This window comes from Cupriavidus sp. NPDC089707, assembly GCF_044748965.1.
Classification (GTDB): Bacteria; Pseudomonadota; Gammaproteobacteria; order Burkholderiales; family Burkholderiaceae; genus Cupriavidus.
This window is the reverse complement of the sequence record NZ_JBIVHB010000001.1, coordinates 214,577-230,457: the sequence shown is the minus strand read 5'-3', so window position 1 is coordinate 230,457 and position 15,881 is coordinate 214,577. Positions and strand designations below refer to the sequence as shown.

Genomic DNA, 15,881 nt, shown 5'->3' with positions numbered 1-15,881 from the left:
CTTCAGGCGGCCTGCCCTGCGGCGCCGCCGCCCAGGCGGCGGGCCAGTTCGACATACTCGCCGACAGGCACTTCCTCTGCACGGCGGCCCAGGTCGAAGCCCATCGCGTCGAAGTCGACCTGGTCGCGCAGGAACGAAAGCGTATTGCGCAGCACCTTGCGCCGCTGCGAGAACGCCGCGGTGACCACGTCGCCGAGCACGGTGATGTCGCAATCGGCATGCGGCGAGCGCAGGCGGCCATCGTGATGGCGCGGCCACGGGATCATCCGCACCACGGCGGAATCGACCTTGGGCGGCGGGTTGAAACTGCCCGGCGGCACGTCCAGCACATGTTCCATGTAGTAGCGCACCTGCAGCATGATCGACAGCCGGCCGAAGGCCTTGCTGCCTGGCTCCGCCACCATGCGCTCGACCACTTCCTTCTGCAGCATGAAGTGCTGGTCGCGCACCTGGTCGGCGAACTGCATCAGGTGGAACAGCAGCGGGCTCGAAATGTTGTACGGCAGGTTGCCCACGATGCGCAGCGGCCTGTCCGGCACTTCCAGCTTGCCGAAGTCGAAATCCAGGGCGTCGCCGGCATGTACCTGCAGGCGCTCGCCGTAGCGGCGGCGCAGGCGCTCGACCAGGTCGCGGTCGAGTTCGACCACCTGCATCTGCGGGATCCGTTCGAGCAGCGGGCTGGTCAGTGCGCCGAGCCCCGGCCCGATCTCGACCAGCACGTCTTCGGCCTGCGGATTGATGGCATTGACGATGCCGTGGATGATGGTGTCGTCGACCAGGAAGTTCTGCCCGAATCGCTTGCGGGCCACATGGCCCTGGTGCACGTTGGAGCGCATGGTTCGATGTTGCAGCATGAGGTCCGGCTTCAGCAAGGCGGCTGCAAGCCAGGATTGGGATGGCCCGGATGGCTGGCGCCGGCGCCATCGGGATGGCGGCCGTTGGCATGGCCGGCCATGGTGACCGCACTGCGGATGGCTTCGATCATGCTGCCATGCTCGGCCTGGCCGGTACCAGCCAGGTCCAGCGCGGTGCCGTGGTCCACCGAAGTGCGGATGAAAGGCAGCCCCAGCGTGATGTTCACGCCGTGGCCGAAGGTGCCGTATTTCAGCGGCGCCAGCCCCTGGTCATGGTACATCGCCAGCACGCAGTCGGCATCGCGCAGGTGGCGCGGCTGGAACAGCGTGTCGGCGGGAAAGGGACCGCGCGCATCGATGCCGGCATCTTTTGCCAGCGCCAGCGCGGGCACGATCACGTCGATTTCCTCGCGGCCCATGTGTCCGCTTTCACCGGCATGGGGGTTCAGGCCCGTGACCAGGATGCGCGGACGCGCGATGCCGAAGTAGCGGCGCAGGTCGGCATCGATGATTGTCATGGTCTGCAACAGCAGCGGGATGGACAGCGCATCGGGCACCGCGCGCAGCGGCAGGTGCGTGGTGGCCAGCGCCACGCGCAGCATGGCGTTGTCGTGCGCGGGCTGCGGGCCGGCCAGCATCATGACCACGCGCGGCACGCCGGCGCTGTCGGCCAGGTATTCGGTGTGGCCGGTGAAGGGCACGCCGGCGTCGTTGATGGTGCTCTTCTGCACCGGCGCGGTGACCATGGCCGCATAGCGCGGCGCTGCGTTCCCATGCGCGCGGCAACCGTCAATGGCGGCATCCAGCAGCGCCAGCACGTACCGGCCATTGCGCGCGTCCAGGCGGCCCGGTTCGCACGCGACCGCCAGCGGGATATCCTCGATCACCACGTCGCCGGTGGCGATGTGGTGCTCCCAGGCATGGGTCACGCCCAGTGCCGCGGCACGCTCGGCCAGCAGGCGGGCATCGCCCAGCACATGAAAGCGGTAGTGTCCGCTGCCGCCGTTGTTGCCGTGGTTGGCCCCGGCGCGCTGCAGCAACGCCCCGATCGTGATATCGGGGCCGATGCCGGCGGGTTCGCCGGTGGAAATGGCCAGGGATAGCGGGTCAGGCATGTCGGCTTGGGCGGGAGGGCCGGTGAGCGGCACGTGCGCGTATCAGCGCTGCCGGTTGATGCGGTACTCGACGTACGCCTGCGAGCGCAGCTGGCGCACCCAGTCATCATACGCGGCGCGCAGCTTCTGTTCGCGGACCTCGGCGCGGGCAAAGTCGCGCTGCTTCTCGGGCGACAGCTCGGTCTCGCGGCGGTTCAGCACCTGGATCAGGTGCACGCCGAACTGCGTGACCACCGGCTCGGAGATCTCGTTCGGGCGCAGGCGGCTCATGGCCTGCTCGAACTCGGGCACCAGCTCGCCTGGCGAAACCCAGCCGAGGTCGCCGCCATTCTGTGCCGAACCATCCTGCGAGAAGCGCTTGGCCGCGTCGGCAAAGTCGCCGCCGTGGGTGATGCGGTCGCGCAGCGTGCTGAGCTGGCGGCGCGCCTCGGCTTCGGGCATGTTGGGGCCAGTGCGGATCAGGATGTGGCGCACCTGCGTCTGCGTGATCTTCCCTGCCGCAGCCGTGCCGGACGCCGGCGCGGCGCGCTTGGCCAACAGCTTGACCACGTGGAAGCCCGCGGCGCTTTCCACCACCTGGGGCGCCACGGCACCAGGCTGGAGGTCGACCACCGAGTTGGCGAACAGCGCCGGCAGGCGGCCGATCTCGCGGAAACCCATGGCGCCGCCCTGCGCGGCTTCAGGACCTTCCGAATTGGCTTGCGCCAGCTGCGTGAAATCTGCGCCGCCCTGGGCCTGCTTCAGCAGCCCCTCGGCCTTGGCGCGCTGCGCCTGCTTCTGCGCATCCGAGGCATTCTCGGGCACGCGCACGAGGATCTGCGCCACGTTGTACTCTGTCGGACCGGTGGCGCCGGCCTGGCCGCCGCGGGCAGCCAGGAAGTTGTCGATCTCGCCGTCGTAGACCTGCACCTTGGAATCGACTTCGCGCTCGCGCAGGCGGATCACCTGCACCTGCTTGCGCAACTCGTCGCGGTACTTGGTCCAGGTCATGCCGCTGGCTTCCACGCGGCGGCGAAGCTCGGTAGCGTTCATGCGGTTCTGCTGCGCCACCGATTCGATGGCACGGTCGATCTCCTGGTCGGTCACGCGGATGCCGGCGTCCTGAGCGGCCTGGGTCTGCACGCGTTCCATCACCAGGCGCTCCAGCACCTCGCCGAGCAGGTCCGCGCGCGGCGGGATCGGACGGCCGGCTGCGCGCAGCTGGCCTTCGATCTCGTCGGCGCGGTCGAGCAACTCGCGGCGCGTGATCACGCTGTTGTTGACCACGGCCACCACTTCGTCAACCAGCTGCGAGCGCTTCTGGTCGCCAGGCTGCGGCACGCCGAGCTTGGGCTGGCTCGCAGGCGCGGTGACGTCGGACGACTGCGGCACGAAGATGCCGGTGGCACGCCCCGTACCCGGCGCCTTCAGCTGCGCGGCGGCCGGAACAGCGATCGCGGCCAGCACGGCAGGCAGCAGCAGGCGGTGCCACGACGTCATGAGAAAGGAAAACACGGCGAATTCTTGACGTTTCATCTTAATCCGTCATTCATAGTGATCGTACTGGGTCGTCGGTACCGGCTTGGCGGACACGGGCTCGTAGCCCGGCACGTTCAGGCGCAGGATGTTCAGCGGATTGGACCCGATCTTGGAAAGGCCACGGAACTCCACCTGCAGGAAGACCCGCCCGGTGTAGCCCTGCGTGGTGTTGCGGAAACGCTGGTAGACCACGCGGCCGACCCAGCAGTCCGCGGCGTATTCGACGCCGGCCAGCGTATCGACCATCTGGCTCGCGCTCAGGTCGAAGGCAAAGCGCGCGATGGCGTAGGCGCGCCGCGTGATCGGCCACTGGCCCGACAGCTCGAACTGGTCGATCGCGGTGTTGTCGGTCACGGCGGTCGGACGGCGGTAGCGGTAGCCGGCGTTGAAGACCTTGCGCGGCTCGGGGCGGTATGAAAACGCCACGTTACTGTAGTTGACCCGGTCGGTATCCAGGTTGTACTGCACGCCCATATCCAGGTAATAGCCCCGGAACATCTGGATAGTGGTCGCCGCGAGCAGGTCGGAGGCGCCAGGCTTGGGATCCGCCAGCGTGCCATTGATCTGCACACGCTGCCCGGTGAAATCGTAGCGCTGCGCGATGGTGCCGCGGAAGCGCTCGATGCCGGAGTCCGACTCGATCAGGCGCGTGGTCAGGCCACCAGTGATCTTGTTGTTGTCGGCGATGCGGTCGTAGCCGGTGAACGGGTTCTCGCTGAAGATCTGGCCATAGCCGAAGTCGGACTGGACCGTATCGAACAGCGGGAACTGGCTCTGGTCGCGGAACGGCGTGTAGACGTAGAACAGGCGCGGCTCCAGCGTCTGCACGTAGTTGACGCCAAACAGCCGGCTGACGCTGGGCGCATCGCGCTCGAACGTCATGCCCGAATCCAGGCTGACGGTCGGCAGCACGCGCGAGAAATTGGTCTGCGCGTTGGGCGTATTGTCCTGCGACTCCATCTGGTACTGGGTCGCGTTGAACGTGACCTTCGGCGTCACGTACCAGCCGGCGCGCACGATCGGGTAGCTGATGCTCGGCTGGATGTACATGCGCTCGCCCTGCGGCTGCTGGAAGCCCGTGGACGTCAGCGGGATGCGGAAGCGGGTGTAGTCCGCCTCCACCTGCACGTCGAAGCCGCCCAGGTCGTAGCGGATGTACTTGCCGTTGAGCTGCGGCACGCGCTCGTACGACGGCTCGCTGGGGCGCAGCGTCTGGAACTTCTGCACCCGCGCCATCAGGAAGAAATCCTGCCAGTTGTAGGTGACGCCGCCTTCCTGCACGTACTGGCGCTGCGCGGACTGCGCCACGCTGCGGTTGAAGTCGTCCGGGTACCGGTCGTCCGAGACCCGGTTGACGTTCAGGTAGGCGTTCAGCCCCTTGGCCAGGTTCTGGTTATGCTGGATCGAGTAGGCCCAGCGGTTCGAGTTGGTCTTCTGGTCGTCAGGCAGGAACTCGGCGCGGATGCGGCCGGAGTAGCCCTGTCCCAGGTAGCGATACTCGCCGCCCAGTTGCAGCCCCCGCTCCGTCATCAGCCGCGGGTAGATGGTCAGGTCGCGGTTCGGCGCGATGTTGAAGTAGTACGGCATCGTCAGGTCGAAACCCGAGCGCGAGCCGTAACCCATCAACGGCGCCAGGAAGCCGCTGCGACGGTCATCGTTCAACGGAAAGCTGAACGCCGGCGCTGCCGCGATCGGCACCCCGAAGAAATTCAGCACGCCGCCATAGGCAACGCCCACCTGGCGGTCGCTGTCCAGGTCGATCTGGTTCGCGCTGAAATACCAGTCCGCGTTGTCGGGCGAGCAGGTGGTGTACGACGCCCGCTTGATGGTACTGCGGTCCTTGTCCAGGAAGTCGATGCGCTCGGCCTTGCCGGCGCCGCCGGTCTGCTGGAAGTAGTAGTCCGGCGACAGCATGTAGCCTTCGTTGGCCTCGACCTTCAGCTTGGCCTCGGGCCCCACCGCCAGCATGCCGCTGCGCGACATCCGCACGTTGCCCTGGGCGAAGGCCTCGTCCGTATCCTGGTCGTAGCTCAGCTTGTCGCCCTTGACCACGCCGCCGTCGCGGCGCAGCTCGGCATGGCCTTCGAGTTCGACCCCGCGCTCGCTGTAGCCGGTCATGCGGTCGCCCTCGATAAAGGTGGGGGCATTGGAATCGGTCTCGGCTTTCTTGGCGGGCTCGGCCAGCCGCGGGACCAGTTCGCCGGAGACCGTGGGCGGCTCGGGCGCCTGCGGTGCGGCTTCGAACACCGGCTCGACCTGATCCAGGTCCGGAATCGCCGAGCCCGACATCTGCGCCTGGGCGCCGGCCGACAGGCCAGCCATGGCCAGCACCAGCGGGCGCAGCCGGCCCGCGTTCAGGCGACCAGCGAGCCTGGGGCGGGCGGCGGCGCCAGTGGGGGCAGGCGAAAGCAAGGCCCTGTTATTCGGTGTTCGTCGTTGTTCGGTCATTCGCACGGGTTGTCAGTCTCGGCGTGGGCTGCGGCCGCCTGCAAGCCGCCAGCCCCTGCCAGAGCAGGCTGCGGGGCAACGAAGGCCCCTCCCGGGGGCCGCCCGGCGCCCGGGTCTGGTCGGGTATTATACGGGGCAACCAAAGCTGCCCTCGCGGCCGGCTTCCCCCGCTCCACGATATTTTTCCGCGCCCTTCCTGTATGGCAGCTCTTCCCCACGACCCACGCCTGGACCAGCTCAAGGCCTGGGTGTCCGGCCTTGGCCCGGCATGGTCCGCCGATCCCGACTCCTGCGTGCCCGCATCGGCCGATGCCAGCTTCCGGCGCTATTTCCGCGTACGCACCGGCAATCCGGCGCACCCGACCGCCATCGTCATGGACGCGCCGCCGGCACACGAGGACTGCCGACCCTTCATCCATGTCTGCCAGCTGTTTGGCGACGCCGGCGTGACCGTGCCAACCGTGCTGGCGCAGGACCTGGCACAGGGTTTCCTGCTGCTCGCGGACCTGGGCAGCCAGACTTACCTGTTGCGGCTGGACGATTCCACGGCCCATGGCATGTATGCCGACGCCGCCGCGGCGCTGGTCCGCATCCAGTCCGCCACCCGCCCCGGCGAGCTGCCCGCCTACGACCGCGCGCTGCTGCAACGCGAACTCGACCTGTTCCCGCAGTGGTACGTGGCCAAGCACCTTGGCGCCACACTGAACGACGCCCAGCAGGCCGACCTGCGTGAAGTGATGGATACGCTGCTTACCAACAATCTGGCGCAGCCGCAGGTCTATGTCCACCGCGACTACCACTCGCGCAACCTGATGGTGCTGGACGGCGGCGCCAATCCTGGCGTGCTGGATTTCCAGGACGCGGTGATCGGCCCGATCACCTATGACGCGGTCTCGCTGTGGCGCGACGCCTATATCGAATGGGAAGAGGAACAGCAGCTCGACTGGCTGATCCGCTACTGGGAGCGCGCGCGCAAGGCCGGCCTGCCGGTCAATGCCGATTTCGGCGAGTTCTACCGCGATTTCGAATGGATGGGCCTGCAGCGCCACCTGAAGGTGCTGGGCATCTTCGCTCGCCTGTACCACCGCGACGGCAAGGACGGCTACCTCGCCAACCTGCCGCTGGTGCTGAAGTACACCCGCAGCGTTGCCGGCCGCTATACCGAGCTGCGCAAGCTGATCCGCCTGCTGGATGCGCTGGAAGGCGTGGCCAGCCCGGCGGGCTATACCTTCTGACGGCGTGCCTGACGTCAACGACCCGGCCCCGACTTCCTCCATCACCGCCCTCGGCGAATGGCTGGCTGGCGCACGCGCGCTCGCGCCGATGCTGCTTGGCGTGGTGCCGTTCGGCCTGATCTACGGCGTGCTGGCCGTCGGCGCCGGCATGCCGGCATGGCTGGCCTGTGCCATGAGCGCGATCGTGTTCGGCGGCGCCTCGCAGATGATCCTGACTCAGTTGTGGACCGCCGGCACGCCCGCGGTGGTGATCACGCTGACAGTGGCAATGGTCAACCTGCGCCACGCCCTGTATTCCGCGACGATCGCGCCGACGCTGGCCCACTTGCCGCGCCGCTGGAAAGCGTTGATCGCCTACCTGCTGACCGACGAGGCCTTCGCCGCGATGACGCACCGGCTGGGCGATACCGGCCCGCGCGCGCAATACCGCCACTGGTACTACTTCGGCGGCGGCTTTGCGCTGTGGGCCAGCTGGCAGGTGTCGACGCTGGCCGGCGTGCTGGTCGGCGCCCAGGTGCCGCGCGACTGGCCGCTCGATTTTTTCCTGCCGCTGACCTTCATCGGCATCATCGTTCCCGGTCTCCGGCACCGCTCGCACGTGGCCGCCGCGGTGGCCGCAAGCGTCTTGGCGGTGGCCTGCTACGGCCTGCCGCACAAGCTCGGGCTGATGGTGGCGGCGCTGGGCGGCATCGCCGCCGGCATGCTGGTGCTGGGCCGCGGCAACCGCCCCGGCGCGCGCCGGGCTGGGACGGGTCAGGCCGGCCCGGCCGGCAAGGAGGTCGCATGAATGCGCTGACCTTGCTATGGGTCTTCCTGGCCGCCGGCCTGGCGACCTTCCTGATCCGCTTGTCATTCATCGCCGTGGAAGGCCGCGTGCGGCTGCCGGCGTGGTTCCGAACCGCGCTGCAGTTCGTCCCGGCCGCCATGCTGTCGGCGCTGATCGCCCCCGACCTGCTGATGCAGGGCGGCGAACTCGCGCTCACCCCAACCAATGCGCGGCTGGTGGCCGGCGTGGTCGCCATCCTGATCGCCGCGCGTACCCGCAGCGTCGGCTGGACCATCGCCGGCGGCATGGCCACGCTGCTTGCCCTGGAGGCCCTGTTCTGATGAAGGTCATGATCTTCGCCGCCGGCCGCGGCGACCGCATGCGCCCGCTGACCGATACCTGCCCCAAGCCGCTGCTGGCCGTGGGCGGCAAGCCGCTGATCGCCTGGAAGATCGAGGCGCTGGCGCGCGCCGGCCTGCGCGACATCGTCATCAACCACGCGTGGCTCGGCGAGCAGATCGAAGCCGCGCTCGGCGACGGCAGCCGCTTCGGCGTGCGCATCGCGTACTCGCCCGAAACCGAGGCGCTGGAAACCGCCGGCGGCATCGCCAAGGCCCTGCCGCTGCTGTCGCACGACCCGGCCCGCGGCGAGATCTTCCTGGCCGTGTCGGGCGACATCTTCTGCGACTACGACTTCCGCACCCTGCTGCCCCGGGCCGCCGCGCTGGCCGGCCAGGCCGAGCCGCGCATGCACCTGGTGATGGTGCCCAACCCGGCATTCCACCCGCGCGGCGACTTTACGATGGATGCTCAGGGCCGACTGTCGCTGGACGAACGTCCGACGCACGGCGAGCGCCTTACCTTCGGCAATATCGGCCTGTACGACACGCGCTTGTTCACTGGCATCGCACCCGGCAGCCGCGTCGCCATGACGCCGCTCTACCGCGCCGCGATCGCCGCGGGCACTGCTACCGGCGAGCGTTTCGACGGGCGCTGGGAGAACGTGGGAACGCCGGCACAGCTGGATGAGCTGAACGCCAGTATTGCGCCTGCGCCGGCCGCCTCTATCGGCCGCTAGTCGAGGGAATCGGAGCAGTGCCATGGCAGTGGCGCGACGCGCCTTTTGCTTCACCGACGCTGCAACGCGCCTACCGGCGTTAGAATCGGCCTGATCCCCTCTTCCCCAGGCCACATCATGTCCGCACCCGACAACGCCCTCCTCGCCGCCTGCCGCGAACGCCGCGCCCGTGTGCTTCAGCACCTGCGCGCCAGCGGCGGTGGCGTGGCGATCCTGCCTACGGCGCCGGAAGCCATGCGCAACCGCGACAGCGATTATCCGTACCGGCACGACAGCTATTTCTATTACCTGACCGGCTTCACCGAGCCCGAGGCCGTGCTGGTGCTGGTGGCCGGCGCGCCGGGCGACCCGGCCGATGCGGATCGCAGCATCCTGTTCTGCCGCCCCAAGCACGAGGAGCGCGAGATCTGGGACGGCTTCCGTTACGGCCCTGAAGGGGCGCGCGCCGCGTTCGGCTTCGACGAAGCGCATTCGTTCGAAGAGATCGACGCGACGCTGCCGCCGCTGCTGGCCAATCGCGCGCAGGTCGCTTACCCGCTGGCAGAGTCGACCCGCACCGACATGCAGATGCGCCGCTGGCTCGACGCCGTGCGCATGCAGGGCCGCGCCGGCGTGTCCGCGCCGTCGGTGGCGATCGATATCCGCACGCTGCTTGACGAGATGCGGCTGTTCAAGGACGCGGGCGAACTGGCAATCATGCGCCGCGCGGGCGAAATCTCCGCCGGGGCCCACGTGCGCGCAATACAAGCCACGCGCCCGGGCCTGCGCGAATATCACCTGGAAGCCGAGCTGCTCTATGAATTCCGCCGCCACGGCGCGCAGAGCGTGGCCTACAACTCGATCGTCGCCGCCGGTCCCAACGCCTGCGTGCTGCACTACCGCGCCGGCCCGGCCGAGCTGAAGGATGGCGACTTGTGCCTGATCGACGCCGGCTGCGAGCTTGACGGCTACGCTTCGGACATCACCCGCACCTTCCCGGTGTCGGGACGCTTTTCGCCCGCGCAGCGCGAGCTGTATGACCTGGTGGTGGCGGCGCAGGAAGCCGCGATCGCCGAAACCGGCGCTGGCGTACCCTACAACGTGCCGCACGATGCCGCCGTGCGCGTGCTGGCGCAAGGCATGCTCGATACCGGCCTGCTCGACCGCAACAAGGAAGGCACGCTCGACGACGTGCTGGCCAGCGGCAGCTATCGCCGCTTCTACATGCACCGCACCGGGCACTGGCTTGGCATGGATGTGCACGACGTGGGCGAATACCGCGTCGCCAGCCATAGCGGCGAAGGCGAGCGTCCGTGGCGGCCGCTGCAGCCGGGCATGGTGCTGACCATCGAGCCTGGCATCTACGTGCGTCCGGCAGAGGACGTGCCGGAGCGTTACTGGCATATCGGCATCCGCATCGAAGATGACGCCGTGGTGACCGATGGCGACTGCGAGCTGATCACCCGCGGCGTGCCGGTGCATGCCGACGAGATCGAGGCGCTGATGCGCGATGCCGGAGGCCGGCGATGATCGGTTGGCTGCGCAGACTCTTTCCCGGCCACGGCCGTGCCCAAACCGCGGCCGCGCAACCGCGCGACCCATCAGAACCGTTCATCATCAACCTGTTCGACGACCGCGTCGTGGTGCACCGCCCTGATGGCCAGCGCGAGGAAATCGCGTGGGATACGCTGGAGCGCGTCGTGGTACGCGTCTCCAATCGCGAGCCCTGGACCGGCGCTGCCTGGCTGATCCTGGTCGGCGCGCCCGACAGCGGCCAGGGTTGTGTGGTCCCGGCCGATGCCGCCAACTATGCCGCGCTGCTTGAGCAATTGCGCGCGCTGCCTGGCTTCAACCAGCAGAAGCTCGACAATGCGCTGCGCGACGCCGCGGCCGGCAAGTCGCGCACTGACGCGATCTGCTGGAAGCGCGGGGCCGGCGAGACTGGCGGCGGCAGCGATGCCCCGGGCGGCAATACCGGAGGCAGTGACGATGCCGGCCGCACCAGCTGATCTCCACGACATCGCCATCGTCGGCGGCGGCCCGGTGGGGCTGGCGCTGGCCTGCCAGCTGCTGCGCACCACCGACTGGCGCATCGCGCTGATCGACGCGGCCACGCCGGCGCGCGCCGCGCGCGACCCGCGCGCGATCGCGCTGTCGCACGGCAGCCGCCAGTTGCTCGAGCAGATCGGCGCCTGGCCCGTGCCCGGCAGCCCGATCGAACATATCCACGTGTCGCAGCGCGGCCGCTTCGGCCATGTTCGGCTGCACCATGACGACTACGGCGTGCCGGCATTGGGCTATGTGGTCCGTTACGGTGATCTGTGCGATGTGCTCGAACGCGCCCTCGCGCGCGCCGTGCAGGCTTGCCCGGCGGACCGGCTGCAGCGCATATTCGAGACACGAATCGACCAGATCGAGCAGCCGCCATCAGCCAGCACCGGCGACGATGCCGACGGCGGCACAGTGCAGCTGACCGGCACCGCCCATGACGGGCAGGTAGCGCGCTTTACCTCCAGAGTGGCGATACAGGCCGAGGGCGGCTTGTTCCACGAGCAGGCTCGGCACCAGGGCCGCGGCGCGCGCACGCGCGACTACGGGCAGACCGCCGTAATCGCTCATGTGGCCTGCTCGCGCCCTCAGCCGGGCTGGGCCTGGGAGCGCTTTACCGAGGAAGGCCCGCTGGCGCTGCTGCCGCACGACGAGCATGGCGTTGCCGGCTACGCGCTGGTGTGGTGCTGCCCGCCGGAACAGGCGGCACGGCGGCTGGCACTGCCCGACGCGGAGTTCGCGCTGGAACTCGGCCGCGCCTTTGGCGACCGCATGGGCTATTTCACGCTGGCGGGCAAGCGCCATGCCTTCCCGCTGGGGCTGAACGCCGCGCCGGTCACGGTCAGTGGCCGCGTCGCGGCGGTCGGCAATGCGGCGCAGACGCTGCACCCGGTGGCTGGCCAGGGCCTCAACCTGGGCCTGCGCGACGCCTTCGCGCTGGCCGACTCGCTGCGTGCCGCCTGCACGCCGCAGGCATTGCAAGCCTTTGCCAGCCGGCATCGGCTCGATCGCGCGGTCACCATCGGCGTCACCGACCTGCTGCCGCGCCTGTTCGGCGTGCCCTACCCGCTTGCCGCGCATGCCCGCGGGGCGTCGCTGGCGGCGCTGGCCTGCCTGCCACCGCTGCGGCACGCGCTGGCGCGCCACATGATGTTCGGCATGCGCCGCTGAGCGTCCCGGCGACGGCCCCCTGAGTGGCGCGGGCGCAACACAGGAATCGGACCATTGCGCCGGTACGCAATGGTCCGCTCCGCTCCGCCCCGCATGCCTGTTGGGGCCCGCAGCCGTGTCACGGAGCGTCATGGCGGGATTTGCATAGGTTGTCCCTGGCAAAACGCGCCGTCGATGCTCAAATCTTGGGCAGTCGCTCCCGTTTGGCGGTAGAATCTCGCCCTCGCACATGTCCCGATCCATTGCCGGCTGCAGTTTCGGCAGGGGCATGTTTTCCGTTTCGTCTCTGTTTCGCCCGAGCGTACAAGGTCTCCCGAATCAGAGCAGGCCATCCCGTTCCCTTCCCGGCGCGCGCGCCGCCAGGGCCGCGGGGCCCCCAAGCAGAACCGCCGCCCTATCGTGCAGATCGGACCTCACCAACTCCGCAACAACCTGTTTGTCGCCCCCATGGCGGGCGTGACGGACCGGCCGTTCCGCCAGCTGTGCAAGCAGCTCGGCGCCGGCTATGCGGTGTCGGAAATGGTGGCGTCCAATGCACAGCTGTGGAAGAGTGAAAAGACCATGCGCCGCGCCAACCACGCCGGCGAGGTCGAGCCCATCGCCGTGCAGATCGCCGGCGCCGAGCCGTCGATGATGGCCGAGGCGGCGCGCTACAACGTCGACCGCGGCGCGCAGATCATCGATATCAACATGGGCTGCCCGGCCAAGAAGGTGTGCAACGTGGCCGCCGGCTCGGCGCTGCTGCAGAACGAGCCGCTGGTGGTGCGCATCGTCGAGGCGGTGGTCGCCGCCGTCGGCGAGCGTGTGCCGGTCACGCTGAAGATCCGCACCGGCTGGAACCGCGAGAACCGCAATGCGCTGCGCATCGCGCGCATGGTCGAGGACGCGGGCATCAGCATGCTCACCATCCACGGGCGCACCCGTGCCGACCTGTACCACGGCGACGCCGAGTACGAGACCATTGCCGCGGTCAAGGCAGCGATCTCGATCCCGGTGGTCGCCAACGGCGACATCGCGACGCCACAGAAGGCAAAGCAAGTACTGGCACTGACCGGCGCGGACGCGATCATGATCGGCCGCGCGGCACAGGGCCGGCCGTGGCTGTTCCGTGAAATCGAGCACTTCCTGAAGACCGGCGAAATGCTGCCGTCGCCTGAGGTGGCCGAGATCCGCGCGATCATGAACGCGCACCTGGAAGACCACTACGCCTTCTACGGCGAGTTCACCGGCGTGCGCACCGCACGCAAGCATATTGCCTGGTACACGCGCGGCCTGCGCGGCGCGAACCTGTTCCGGCATCGGATGAACACGCTGGAATCCACCACCGAGCAACTGGCGGCGGTCAACGCCTTCTTCGACGAGCAGGCGGCGTTCTCGGACCGGTTGGTGTACGTGGACGACGACCAGGGCAAACAAGATAAAGACGAAGCGAACAACAACAAAAACGGGGAGTTGCTTGCCGCATGAGCCGCAACGCTATCGACCAGTGCATCCGGGATAGCCTGGACACGTATTTTCGCGACCTGGACGGTGAAGAGCCTTCCAATATGTACAACATGGTGCTCGAGGCCGTCGAACGGCCGCTGCTGGAAGCCGTGATGGTGCGCGCGGAGCGCAACCAGTCGCTGGCGGCCGCTTACCTGGGCATCAATCGCAACACGCTGCGCAAGAAGTTGCAGCAGCACGGTTTACTTTGAATTTGAAGCGTTTCCCACAGCCATGATCAAGCAAGCCCTCCTTTCCGTTTCCGACAAGACCGGCATCGTCGACTTCGCGCGCGAACTGAACGCGCTCGGCGTGACGCTGCTTTCCACCGGCGGCACCGCCAAGCTGCTGGCCGACAGCGGCCTGCCCGTGACGGAGGTGGCCGACTACACCGGCTTTCCGGAAATGCTCGACGGCCGCGTCAAGACGCTGCACCCGAAGGTCCACGGCGGCATCCTGGCGCGCCGAGACCTGCCCGAACACATGGCCGCTCTGGCCGAGCACAACATCCCCACCATCGACCTGCTGGTGGTGAACCTGTACCCGTTCCAGCAGACCGTGGCCAAGGATGACTGCACGCTGCCGGACGCAATCGAGAACATCGATATCGGCGGCCCGACCATGCTGCGCTCGGCGGCCAAGAACCACCGTGACGTGACCGTGATCGTTGATCCGGCCGACTACGCCGTGGTGCTCGACGAAATGCGCGCCAATGCCAACGCCGTTGGCTACGACACCAACTTCCGCCTGGCGACCAAGGTGTTCGCGCACACGGCGCAGTACGACGGTGCCATCACCAACTACCTGACCAGCCTGGGTGCCGACAAGTCGCACCAGGCCCGCAGCGCCTATCCGCAGACGCTGAACCTGGCGTTCGACAAGGTCCAGGAAATGCGCTACGGCGAGAACCCGCATCAGTCGGCGGCGTTCTACCGTGATCTGAAGGCAGTGGATGGCGCGCTGGCTAATTACGTGCAGCTGCAGGGCAAGGAACTGTCGTACAACAACATCGCCGATGCCGATGCGGCATGGGAATGCGTGAAGTCGTTCGATGCGGCCAATGGGGCTGCCTGCGTGATCATCAAGCACGCCAACCCTTGCGGCGTGGCGCTGGGCGCCAACGCGCTGGAAGCGTATGAGAAGGCGTTCAAGACCGACTCCACCTCGGCCTTCGGTGGCATCATCGCTTTCAACGTGGAATTGGATGAAGCCTCTGCGCAGGCAGTGGCCAAGCAGTTTGTCGAAGTGCTGATCGCGCCGTCGTTCAGCGCCGCCGCGCGCGCCGTATTCGCGGCCAAGCAGAACGTGCGCCTGCTGGAGATTCCGCTGGGCAAGGGGATCAACCAGCATGACTTCAAGCGTGTCGGTGGTGGCCTGCTGGTGCAGAGCCCCGATGCCAAGAATGTGCAGCCGTCGGAATTGCGGGTGGTGACGCGTCGTCATCCGACGCCCAAGGAGATGGATGACCTGATGTTTGCCTGGCGGGTGGCGAAGTTCGTCAAGTCCAATGCCATCGTGTTCTGTGGTGGTGGCATGACGCTGGGTGTCGGTGCCGGGCAGATGAGCCGTGTGGATTCGGCTCGCATCGCCAGCATCAAGGCGCAGAATGCCGGGCTGACGCTGGCTGGTTCCGCTGTGGCGTCGGATGCGTTCTTCCCGTTCCGTGATGGGTTGGATGTGGTTGTGGATGCGGGTGCTACCTGCGTGATCCAGCCGGGTGGGTCGGTGCGGGATGATGAGGTGATTGCTGCTGCGGATGAGCGGGGGATTGCGATGGTGCTGACTGGGACGCGGCATTTCAGGCATTAAGGGTTTTGTTTGACGGCTGGGGCTTGTCGCTGTTGGTGACATGCTGGCGGGTTTTGAAACGCTAGTTGTCGCCATTGGTGACATGCTGTCGGCCGTTGAACCGCCTGGTTCCGCCCTCCTGGGCGGGTCACTTTTTGTCCGAGCGACAAAAAGTAACCAAAAAACGCGTCGCCTGAGCGGCTGGCTATCAATTTCCCGGTGTTGGTGGTTCGGGCGGCGGTGATTTCCGTTTGATCGGCTTGGTGGTTTGGGCCTGCTACGCACCCTGTCTGTGCCTGCTGCCACGGACTGTTGAACGAACCCGAAGCAGGGGATTGGCAGCCTGCTAAACGCGTTATCGGTGGGACGCCTTCGGCTGCGCTGCGCGCGCTCAGT

At 67.5% G+C, this 15,881-nt stretch carries 14 protein-coding genes; 10 read left to right on the top strand and 4 right to left on the bottom strand.

All coding sequences use genetic code 11. From position 1 onward, the window contains the following. Positions 1 to 2: 2 nt before the first annotated feature. Genes rsmA through ACIP1U_RS01090 form a run of 4 tightly spaced genes read right to left on the bottom strand, consistent with a single transcriptional unit; the run spans position 3 to position 5,935 of the window. On the bottom strand, positions 3 to 836 hold the full coding sequence (gene rsmA, locus ACIP1U_RS01105; protein WP_400311721.1) for a 16S rRNA (adenine(1518)-N(6)/adenine(1519)-N(6))-dimethyltransferase RsmA: 834 nt from the start codon (positions 834 to 836) through the stop codon (positions 3 to 5). 29 nt (positions 837 to 865) lie between these two features. Further along, the gene (gene pdxA / locus ACIP1U_RS01100; protein WP_400310646.1) at positions 866 to 1,969 is read right to left on the bottom strand and encodes a 4-hydroxythreonine-4-phosphate dehydrogenase PdxA; all 1,104 of its coding nucleotides are present in this window, start codon (positions 1,967 to 1,969) and stop codon (positions 866 to 868) included. 42 nt (positions 1,970 to 2,011) lie between these two features. Then, positions 2,012 to 3,484: a peptidylprolyl isomerase gene (locus ACIP1U_RS01095; protein ID WP_400310643.1), complete on the bottom strand. Its 1,473-nt coding sequence runs from the start codon at positions 3,482 to 3,484 to the stop codon at positions 2,012 to 2,014. A 9-nt stretch (positions 3,485 to 3,493) separates the two neighbouring features. Continuing rightward, on the bottom strand, positions 3,494 to 5,935 hold the full coding sequence (locus tag ACIP1U_RS01090; RefSeq protein WP_400310641.1) for an LPS-assembly protein LptD: 2,442 nt from the start codon (positions 5,933 to 5,935) through the stop codon (positions 3,494 to 3,496). Positions 5,936 to 6,135: 200 nt separating this feature from the next. Here ACIP1U_RS01090 and ACIP1U_RS01085 point away from each other — a divergent pair, with 200 nt between their 5' ends. The 10 genes from ACIP1U_RS01085 to purH all read left to right on the top strand — a co-directional run bounded on the left by ACIP1U_RS01085 (position 6,136) and on the right by purH (position 15,506). Beyond that, positions 6,136 to 7,170 (top strand): aminoglycoside phosphotransferase family protein, encoded by a 1,035-nt coding sequence (locus tag ACIP1U_RS01085; protein ID WP_400310638.1) that lies wholly within the window; start codon positions 6,136 to 6,138, stop codon positions 7,168 to 7,170. Between the two features lie 88 nt (positions 7,171 to 7,258). Continuing rightward, positions 7,259 to 7,957: an AzlC family ABC transporter permease gene (locus ACIP1U_RS01080; protein ID WP_400311718.1), complete on the top strand. Its 699-nt coding sequence runs from the start codon at positions 7,259 to 7,261 to the stop codon at positions 7,955 to 7,957. Continuing rightward, positions 7,954 to 8,277 carry an AzlD domain-containing protein gene (locus ACIP1U_RS01075; protein WP_063236806.1) on the top strand — a complete coding sequence of 108 codons (324 nt, stop codon included), beginning with the start codon at positions 7,954 to 7,956 and terminating at the stop codon, positions 8,275 to 8,277. Before ACIP1U_RS01080 ends, ACIP1U_RS01075 begins: the two co-directional genes overlap by 4 nt. Beyond that, on the top strand, positions 8,277 to 9,014 hold the full coding sequence (gene murU / locus ACIP1U_RS01070; protein ID WP_400310635.1) for an N-acetylmuramate alpha-1-phosphate uridylyltransferase MurU: 738 nt from the start codon (positions 8,277 to 8,279) through the stop codon (positions 9,012 to 9,014). The genes ACIP1U_RS01075 and murU overlap by 1 nt, the downstream gene beginning before the upstream one ends. A 117-nt stretch (positions 9,015 to 9,131) precedes the next feature. After that, positions 9,132 to 10,523 (top strand): aminopeptidase P N-terminal domain-containing protein, encoded by a 1,392-nt coding sequence (locus ACIP1U_RS01065; protein WP_400310632.1) that lies wholly within the window; start codon positions 9,132 to 9,134, stop codon positions 10,521 to 10,523. Beyond that, the gene (locus tag ACIP1U_RS01060; RefSeq protein WP_400310629.1) at positions 10,520 to 11,002 is read left to right on the top strand and encodes a hypothetical protein; all 483 of its coding nucleotides are present in this window, start codon (positions 10,520 to 10,522) and stop codon (positions 11,000 to 11,002) included. Before ACIP1U_RS01065 ends, ACIP1U_RS01060 begins: the two co-directional genes overlap by 4 nt. Beyond that, complete coding sequence (locus ACIP1U_RS01055; protein WP_400310627.1) at positions 10,983 to 12,212, top strand: UbiH/UbiF/VisC/COQ6 family ubiquinone biosynthesis hydroxylase; 1,230 nt, start codon at positions 10,983 to 10,985, stop codon at positions 12,210 to 12,212. Before ACIP1U_RS01060 ends, ACIP1U_RS01055 begins: the two co-directional genes overlap by 20 nt. A 399-nt stretch (positions 12,213 to 12,611) precedes the next feature. Beyond that, positions 12,612 to 13,679 carry a tRNA dihydrouridine synthase DusB gene (gene dusB, locus ACIP1U_RS01050; protein WP_400310625.1) on the top strand — a complete coding sequence of 356 codons (1,068 nt, stop codon included), beginning with the start codon at positions 12,612 to 12,614 and terminating at the stop codon, positions 13,677 to 13,679. Beyond that, positions 13,676 to 13,909: a Fis family transcriptional regulator gene (locus ACIP1U_RS01045; protein ID WP_019447044.1), complete on the top strand. Its 234-nt coding sequence runs from the start codon at positions 13,676 to 13,678 to the stop codon at positions 13,907 to 13,909. Before dusB ends, ACIP1U_RS01045 begins: the two co-directional genes overlap by 4 nt. Before the next feature lie 22 nt (positions 13,910 to 13,931). Beyond that, positions 13,932 to 15,506, top strand: a complete 1,575-nt coding sequence (purH, locus tag ACIP1U_RS01040) for a bifunctional phosphoribosylaminoimidazolecarboxamide formyltransferase/IMP cyclohydrolase (protein ID WP_400310622.1) — start codon at positions 13,932 to 13,934, stop codon at positions 15,504 to 15,506. The last annotated feature ends 375 nt before the right edge of the window (positions 15,507 to 15,881 follow it).

Coding starts and splice junctions, on each gene's coding strand:
- ACIP1U_RS01090 (WP_400310641.1), bottom strand. CDS start 5,935: ATGACCGAACAACGACGAACACCGAATAACAGGGCCTTGCTTTCGCCT.
- pdxA (WP_400310646.1), bottom strand. CDS start 1,969: ATGCCTGACCCGCTATCCCTGGCCATTTCCACCGGCGAACCCGCCGGC.
- ACIP1U_RS01065 (WP_400310632.1), top strand. CDS start 9,132: ATGTCCGCACCCGACAACGCCCTCCTCGCCGCCTGCCGCGAACGCCGC.
- ACIP1U_RS01085 (WP_400310638.1), top strand. CDS start 6,136: ATGGCAGCTCTTCCCCACGACCCACGCCTGGACCAGCTCAAGGCCTGG.
- ACIP1U_RS01075 (WP_063236806.1), top strand. CDS start 7,954: ATGAATGCGCTGACCTTGCTATGGGTCTTCCTGGCCGCCGGCCTGGCG.
- rsmA (WP_400311721.1), bottom strand. CDS start 836: ATGCGCTCCAACGTGCACCAGGGCCATGTGGCCCGCAAGCGATTCGGG.
- ACIP1U_RS01045 (WP_019447044.1), top strand. CDS start 13,676: ATGAGCCGCAACGCTATCGACCAGTGCATCCGGGATAGCCTGGACACG.
- ACIP1U_RS01060 (WP_400310629.1), top strand. CDS start 10,520: ATGATCGGTTGGCTGCGCAGACTCTTTCCCGGCCACGGCCGTGCCCAA.
- ACIP1U_RS01055 (WP_400310627.1), top strand. CDS start 10,983: ATGCCGGCCGCACCAGCTGATCTCCACGACATCGCCATCGTCGGCGGC.
- murU (WP_400310635.1), top strand. CDS start 8,277: ATGAAGGTCATGATCTTCGCCGCCGGCCGCGGCGACCGCATGCGCCCG.
- ACIP1U_RS01080 (WP_400311718.1), top strand. CDS start 7,259: ATGCTGCTTGGCGTGGTGCCGTTCGGCCTGATCTACGGCGTGCTGGCC.
- purH (WP_400310622.1), top strand. CDS start 13,932: ATGATCAAGCAAGCCCTCCTTTCCGTTTCCGACAAGACCGGCATCGTC.
- ACIP1U_RS01095 (WP_400310643.1), bottom strand. CDS start 3,484: ATGAAACGTCAAGAATTCGCCGTGTTTTCCTTTCTCATGACGTCGTGG.